This is a genomic window from Cupriavidus sp. 05N40, from assembly GCF_056397305.1.
In genome coordinates this window covers 1-6,345 of record NZ_JBFTND010000303.1, presented here as the reverse complement: position 1 = coordinate 6,345, position 6,345 = coordinate 1, and the positions used below count along the sequence as shown (strand labels likewise).

The 6,345-nt window shown below is 60.3% G+C and carries 7 protein-coding genes; 5 read left to right on the top strand and 2 right to left on the bottom strand.

Annotated elements, in window-relative coordinates; translation table 11 throughout:
* Positions 1-485: 485 nt before the first annotated feature.
* Positions 486-791, top strand: coding sequence for a DUF2514 family protein (locus AC1DO7_RS38515; RefSeq protein ID WP_441623340.1), 306 nt, complete (start codon positions 486-488; stop codon positions 789-791).
* A 358-nt stretch (positions 792-1,149) separates the two neighbouring features.
* On the opposite strand, the gene AC1DO7_RS38510 is transcribed toward AC1DO7_RS38515, so the two are convergent.
* Together AC1DO7_RS38510 and AC1DO7_RS38505 are read right to left on the bottom strand one after the other, a co-directional pair.
* Entirely contained in the window at positions 1,150-1,296 is a 147-nt protein-coding gene (locus AC1DO7_RS38510; protein WP_441623342.1) for a hypothetical protein, read from the bottom strand.
* A gap of 121 nt (positions 1,297-1,417) precedes the next feature.
* Positions 1,418-1,645 (bottom strand): DNA ligase-like domain-containing protein, encoded by a 228-nt coding sequence (locus AC1DO7_RS38505; RefSeq protein ID WP_441623344.1) that lies wholly within the window; start codon positions 1,643-1,645, stop codon positions 1,418-1,420.
* A 129-nt stretch (positions 1,646-1,774) separates the two neighbouring features.
* Between AC1DO7_RS38505 and AC1DO7_RS38500 the strand changes: the two genes are divergently transcribed.
* From AC1DO7_RS38500 to AC1DO7_RS38485, 4 genes are all read left to right on the top strand, one after another.
* On the top strand, positions 1,775-2,974 hold the full coding sequence (locus tag AC1DO7_RS38500; RefSeq protein WP_441623346.1) for a Fic family protein: 1,200 nt from the start codon (positions 1,775-1,777) through the stop codon (positions 2,972-2,974).
* Between the two features lie 135 nt (positions 2,975-3,109).
* Positions 3,110-4,156, top strand: a complete 1,047-nt coding sequence (locus tag AC1DO7_RS38495) for a LacI family DNA-binding transcriptional regulator (RefSeq protein ID WP_441623348.1) — start codon at positions 3,110-3,112, stop codon at positions 4,154-4,156.
* Between the two features lie 452 nt (positions 4,157-4,608).
* The gene (locus AC1DO7_RS38490) at positions 4,609-5,574 is read left to right on the top strand and encodes a Bug family tripartite tricarboxylate transporter substrate binding protein (protein WP_477117361.1); all 966 of its coding nucleotides are present in this window, start codon (positions 4,609-4,611) and stop codon (positions 5,572-5,574) included.
* 162 nt (positions 5,575-5,736) lie between these two features.
* Positions 5,737-6,261, top strand: a complete 525-nt coding sequence (locus tag AC1DO7_RS38485) for a cupin domain-containing protein (RefSeq protein WP_441623352.1) — start codon at positions 5,737-5,739, stop codon at positions 6,259-6,261.
* Positions 6,262-6,345: the final 84 nt, after the last annotated feature.

Below are 6,345 nucleotides of genomic sequence, written 5' to 3'. Positions count from 1 at the left end.
GCTCTGCGCAGCTTGAGCCCGCCGGTCTGGCGGCGTTTGCTCATTCCTGAGCGCGTCTGCGAGGCCATGCACAGCCGCCTGCAGAATCGGCCTGTTTCCGAAGACGCTGCGGATGCTGACGAGGCGTCACGCGCCCGGTGTATGGAGTCCTGAGCGCGCAGCAAGCCTACGCAGTCTGCAGTTCATGCTCAGTGTGTGACGCTAATGGGCCGTCCTTGCGCCAGCCCTGGTTCCATTTAACTCTGGTATCAAGGGAGTTCTACCTGGTCGAATAAGACGTTCAAGCCTCTACTGCGTGTGGGCGCCAAACTCAAAGGGTACCTGAGAGCATCCTTCGCGGCTGCGATTGGGGTACGTCAAGCGGCTCCGCCAGCGGATGCGCAACGGCACGAGGTGAGGTTTGGTGAGGTTCTGCCGATCGATGGGCACAATCCGTTCCCGCGGCGCGGACCCTCACGGATAGCCAGTGCGGCAGCCACAAGAACGTGCCGGCCAACCCAACCACGCTAGCGCAGTTTGTTGTTTTAGTCCGCCTGCGCCAGCGGGTCGCAGGGCTACTTGCCGCCGGTCGCGCCGCCGGCAATCCCGCCGCTTCCGGCCCGGGCCCGGCAGCCGGCGATCCCCTCGGAGTGCTCGCCGACGTGCTCAGCCGGGCTGACCAGCGCGCGGGAGCCCTGGCTGGATACGCTGACGCCGCCCGGTTCGCCGGCCAAGCCTGCGAGCGGGGTTACGACGCGTTGAATGGATCACCGCAAGGCCCCGTGGCGAGCGGCAGTAGTCGGGGACTGTGAAGGTCGGAGGAAAAAGAGGGTGTAGGCGGCAGGGTGAAAGCGCCTACACCCACGAGGATTGGCAACGGGGTCAGTCTGTCGCCGGTATTGATTATGGTGCACCGCATCAAATTCAGTACCCCGCCGACGAAGGGAAGAGTCACGGAGCAGGGGAAGCGGCTGGCGGATCCCGAGCACGAGGTCAGGACGCAGCGTCGATGAAGTGGTTGCTGATTCCCTCGAGCCAAAAGACCGCCGCTGCTTGAAACGGGATGTGCGGAATGGTGGCGGCGGACCGTCCCCCAAGGCTTGACTCGCGCGCCGGTGGCGCGCTAGGTGGGTCATAAGCCTGTAGCGAAMAAAGCCACGAAAACGCGTACTAGCGGCTCTCGCAAACGTATTCCCGATGGATTGTCATCGCCCCCACCGCGCACGCGCCGAGCGTCTCCTTGGTGGACTCGCAGGACGGGCAAAAGGTGACGCGCAGGGCAATCACGCGTGCTTTCCATTCGCCGGGATCAAGCATGATCATCTCCTAGGCGCTCCCACTCACCCGCCCCTGACAGTGCTCGCGCGCCCAAATCGCGCGGGCGATCTGCTCGAGGCGATCGGCTTCACGTTTGGCCGCGATTACCTGGTCTTCTAGCTCACGTTCTGCGTGGCTGCCCGCCTTCGCGTCGAGCAGCCGGTAAAACAGCGCGCTTTCCCACGATGCTCTCCAGCTTCAGCGCGAGGGCGTTGCCATAGAGCCATTCCCCATCATCTACCGTCGCCACGTAGAGTAGGCCGGCCGGCGGCGTCTCGCCCAGCATCGGGTGCAGCGCGACCTTGCGCTTCTCGATCGGCTGCGCGCGAAAGTCCCGGGCGCCCGCCACGAAAAGGTCGAAGAGCAGTAGGCCACCAGGTCGGCGCCAGCGTGCCAGCCGCGGCGTGCCGCGTGCCGGTGAGCCGCAAATCTTGAAAAGCGGCGCACTATGTGAGCCGAATATGGCAGAATGCGGCTCATGAGCACGAATTCTTCCTGGATCTGGCGCCGCGCAGAATGGCCTGACTTCACCTATGACGCGCAGATGATCGCGCCTGACTTGGCGGAGGCCTACCGGATGCACGGTGTCGTCGAAGGCAAGGCCATGGCCATTGGCCTTGGAAGTACCAGCCAGGTCGCGCTGGATGCGCTATCCGATGAGGTGGTGGCCACGGCCGCCATTGAGGGGGAGCGCCTGTCGCTCGATGTTGTCCGCTCGTCCGTGATGAGGCGGCTTGGCTTGGCGACGTCCGGGCCCACCGACCGCCATGTCGATGGCCTGGTTGGGGTCATCAGCGATGCCACAACAGCGTTTGATCTGCCCCTGGATAATGACCGCTTGTACCGCTGGCAATCTGCGCTATTCCCCGGTGGCACGTCCGGCATCCACCGAATCGCCGTCGGCCGATACCGCGACCATGACGATCCGATGCAAATCGTAAGCGGTCCGCCAGGCCGTGAGCTGGTGCATTACGAGGCACCCCCATCAAAGGACGTGCCGGCGCAGATGACGCGCTTCCTCGCATGGTTTGCTGAGTCCTCGCCAGCGCAGGCCTCGCCGTTGACGTCCGGCAGCAAGCTGATCGATGGCTTCGCTCGGGCCGCTATTGCGCACTTATGGTTCGAGAGCATTCACCCGTTTGAGGACGGCAACGGCCGTATTGGGAGGGCCATCGTTGACATGGCCATGGCGCAGCATTTGCGACAACCGGTGCGCTTCTACAGTCTTTCGCGGCAGCTACTGACCTCGCGCTCGGCATATTACGACGCCCTCAATCAAGCTCAGTGTGGTGACGCCGACGTGACGTCGTGGGTGCAGTGGTTTGCGCGCCAATGCACGGCGGCATGCCATGCCGCGAGCCAGGTCATCGACCAGTCGATCAAGAAGAGGCGCTTTTGGGAGAAGTATGAGGGCAGCGGGATTCATGAGCGGCAGCGCAAGGTGCTGCAGCGCCTTCTCGACGACGGGGACGGTGGCTTCCTGGGCGGCCTGAACGCTGAGAAGTACATGAAGATGACCGGCGTCTCAAAGGCCACGGCTACACGCGACCTTTCGGAGATGGTCACGGGCGGGCAATTGTGGAGCCACGGTGTGGGCAAAGCGGTGCGCTATTACATCAATGTGCCGGAATGGACGCATGGTGTAGCTTTGGAGCCCGATCCGGGTGAGGCCGTATAGCCACTTTTCCGTCACGACCTGCGACACGCTAGCAGCGTCCCGCTTGGCGGCGAGTGCAGCAAGTGTCACGACAGCGCGCCGTGTTCGGTCGTGGGTCCGGTATGATATGAAATCGATTACTTTCGGGGTTATCTCTTGTCGGGCAAGGATCGGATACCAAATCGTTTGGCGGATGTTGCTAAGGCTGCGGGCGTGTCTGTTGCAACCGTTTCGCGTGCATTCAACATCCCTGACGCCGTACGCGAGGATGTTCGCAAGCATGTGATCGCGGTTGCGGAAAGGCTTGGCTACGTCCCCAATCCGGCCGCGAAAGCGCTGCGCACACGTCGAAGTCATATTGTGGGCGCAGTCATCCCAACGCTTGACTATGCGATCTACGCCAGCATGATCAACGCGTTTCAGGCTGCCATGGCAGCAGAGGGCCAGATGGTCTTCATCCTGAGTGCGGGTTTCGACAATACCAAGCTCTACCAACCGGTTCGACAGCTAGTTGAGCGTGGTGCGGAAGCCTTGCTGGTTGTCGGGCGGATCGACGATCTGCAATTGGTTGAGTATCTGCTCAGTATCGACCTCCCGGTGGTCACGACCTTTTCCTTCCTGCAGGACGAACCTTTCGCTTCCATCGGATTTGACAACTACGTTTCGACACGGCGCGCGGTGGAATACTTGCTCCAGATAGGGCACCGCCATGTCGCTATGCTTTCCGGCCCGTCACAAGGAAATGATCGGCAGATAGCACGAAAAAAGGCCTTCGCCGATGCCCTTAGCGACGCTGGGCTGAAGGGTGAACCCCTCATCCTGGAGAGTCAAGGCGGCTACAGCATGGCGTTTGGATCGACTGCTACGCGCCGCCTGCTTGCCGATGCGCCAGAGACGACGGCGATCATATGCAACAGCGATGTGCTCGCATTTAGTGCTATTGCCGAGTGCCGAAAGGCAGGATACCGCGTACCCGACGACATGACGATCGTGGGTCACGATGACCTGGACTTTGCACGCTTGCTCGAACCCGCGCTAACGACGATCTCGGTTCCGGCCGAAGAAATGGGCCGCCGAAGTGCCGAGGCATTGCTGGACGCGCTTCGCCACTCGCGCAAGCCGCTGCCGTCTGAGATGCACGCCAATCTGGTGGTTCGGGAGTCCGTCGCCGCTCCTCGCTCAAAGAAGCTTTCCACCCGCTGATCCGTTGCCGGCGCCAATGACGTCGCTTGATGACTCCCACCTCGTCTCGCCCCACATGGGATTCTCTTTTTTGCACTGGTTTGGTGCTTTCCCCTATCCGATGTGACATACGCCAGATTGTGGAATGGGAAAAGCATTCTTTAAGGCGCTTTTTTTGCAATCTGACGTGGAACGCTCCTTGCCTTTCGGTCTGCGGCAGGGTTAATCCTAGGAATGTAATCCTTTACATAGATTTGCCGGGACCCTAAGATTCTGGTGGAGGAGATCTGCGGCATAGCAGGGGCCGAAGCTGCTTTTTGAGCACATCGGTTCTCCCTTATTTGTAATCGATTACATTACGGCACCTGATGAGGTCTGATTTGTGCCTAACCGGCTTCTCGTCGTGACGGAGGGTCAGTCCGTTTCCATTTCTTATGTGTGGCATCTAAATTGTCAGGAAGGAAGGTAGTCCTATGAAATCGTCTCCCCGCGCCGTTCTTTCGGCGATGCTTGCTTCGATCGCATTTCTTTCCGCCTCTGCAGGCGCGGCTGATGCTTATCCGAGCCGCCCCGTCGAACTCGTTGTTGCGTTTCAGCCGGGTGGCGGAACCGACTCGATGGCACGTGCGTTTGCAGACGCGGCAAGGAAACACTTCCCACAGCCAATCACCGTAATCAATAAACCCGGGGCGAGTGGATCCATCGGGCTCTCTTACGTCGTGAATGGGCAGGCCGATGGCTACCGTGTGGCCATGGTGTTCGCCGAGTTGCTCACGCTCCCGCTGCTGGATATTGGGAAGGTGACCTACGAAGACTTCCAGCCCATCGCCCAATTCAGTTCCGACCCGACCTCGGTTACGGTTCGAGCCGATGCACCATGGAACACCCTCGAGCAATTTGTGGCCTACGCCAAGGCAAATCCAGGCAAGGTGACCGTGTCCAACGCAGGTAATGGCTCTATCGGCCATGTCGCGGCGGCAGCGCTCGGGCAGAAGATCGGTGCGACGTTTACACACGTCCCGTATCAAGGCAATGCACCGGCGATCCTTGGCCTGCTCGGCGGGCAGGTTGAAGCGACCACCGTACCCTACGCTGAGTTGAGGCAGTATGTGGCCGCTGGAAAGCTGAAAACGTTGGCTGTCATGGCCGACAAGCGCATGCCGGAAATCCCGCAGGTGCCCACGCTGAAGGACAAAGCCATCGATCTTTCGGTTGGGGTGTGGCGGGGTATCGCCGTATCCAAGTCCACGCCACCAGACGTGGTGGCCAAGCTCCGCGCGCTCGCGGCAGATGTAGCCAGGGAGCCGTCCATGYAAGACGCGGTCAAGAACTTGCACATGACACTTGCGTATGTCGATGCGCCAGAGTTCAAGGCACTGATGTCCAAAGAGAGCGATCAGTTCAAGCGCATCTTGCCTGCTCTCGCATTGAAGCAATAGAAACCAGTCGGACCGCTGTTCGGAGGTGGTTGGCGCGCCCCCCAAATGTCGTGCTCAGCAGTCCATTCCGAACAGCCAAACGCCGATAAAAAATGTAATGGATTACATTTCCGTGAACCACGCTAGGTGGGCCACGACAAACTGTCTCTCAGGAGAAAACCGTTGACCAACACCACGAATCAGCAGCAAGCCGCCCAAGAGAAGGGGGTTGTCTACTACTTCAGCCGTCAAACCGAAGTGAGCTACTGGCAGCCGAAGCCGGCTAACGGCCATGTATCAGTAGTCGTCGCGCCAGGACTGACCAAGATGCAGCGCGATCTTGCGATGGGCACGCAAACGTTGCCGCAAGGCGGTCGCGTTCGTGAGCATGCTCACCCGGCCAATGAGGAGATCCTCCATTTCGTCTCYGGCATGGGGACGGCCATCGTCGACGGCGAAGAGTACAAACTTGAGCCCGGCGTCACGCTGTTCTTGGGCAAGCACAACTCTCACACATTCGTGAACACCGGGGACACCGATCTTCACTGGGTGTGGTTCATGACACCGAGTGGCTTGGAGACTTTCTTCCGCGAGGTGGGACGGCCGCGCGCCCATGGTGAAACCGCGCCGGAGCCGTTTGATCGCCCGGAGAACATCGCACAGATCGAAAGCGCTGGCAACGGCGTATTCGCTTACACCAAAAACTGACGTGAGGTTGGGCCTTGCTTGACGATATCTTCACGCTTGATCGGGGCGCCGGCGAGCCGGTTGTCCTGATCTCCGGACTGGGAG

Bases quoted from the DNA above. Each gene is read 5' to 3' on its own strand.
- AC1DO7_RS38500 (WP_441623346.1), top strand. From the start codon at position 1,775: ATGAGCACGAATTCTTCCTGGATCTGGCGCCGCGCAGAATGGCCTGAC.
- AC1DO7_RS38510 (WP_441623342.1), bottom strand. From the start codon at position 1,296: ATGCTTGATCCCGGCGAATGGAAAGCACGCGTGATTGCCCTGCGCGTC.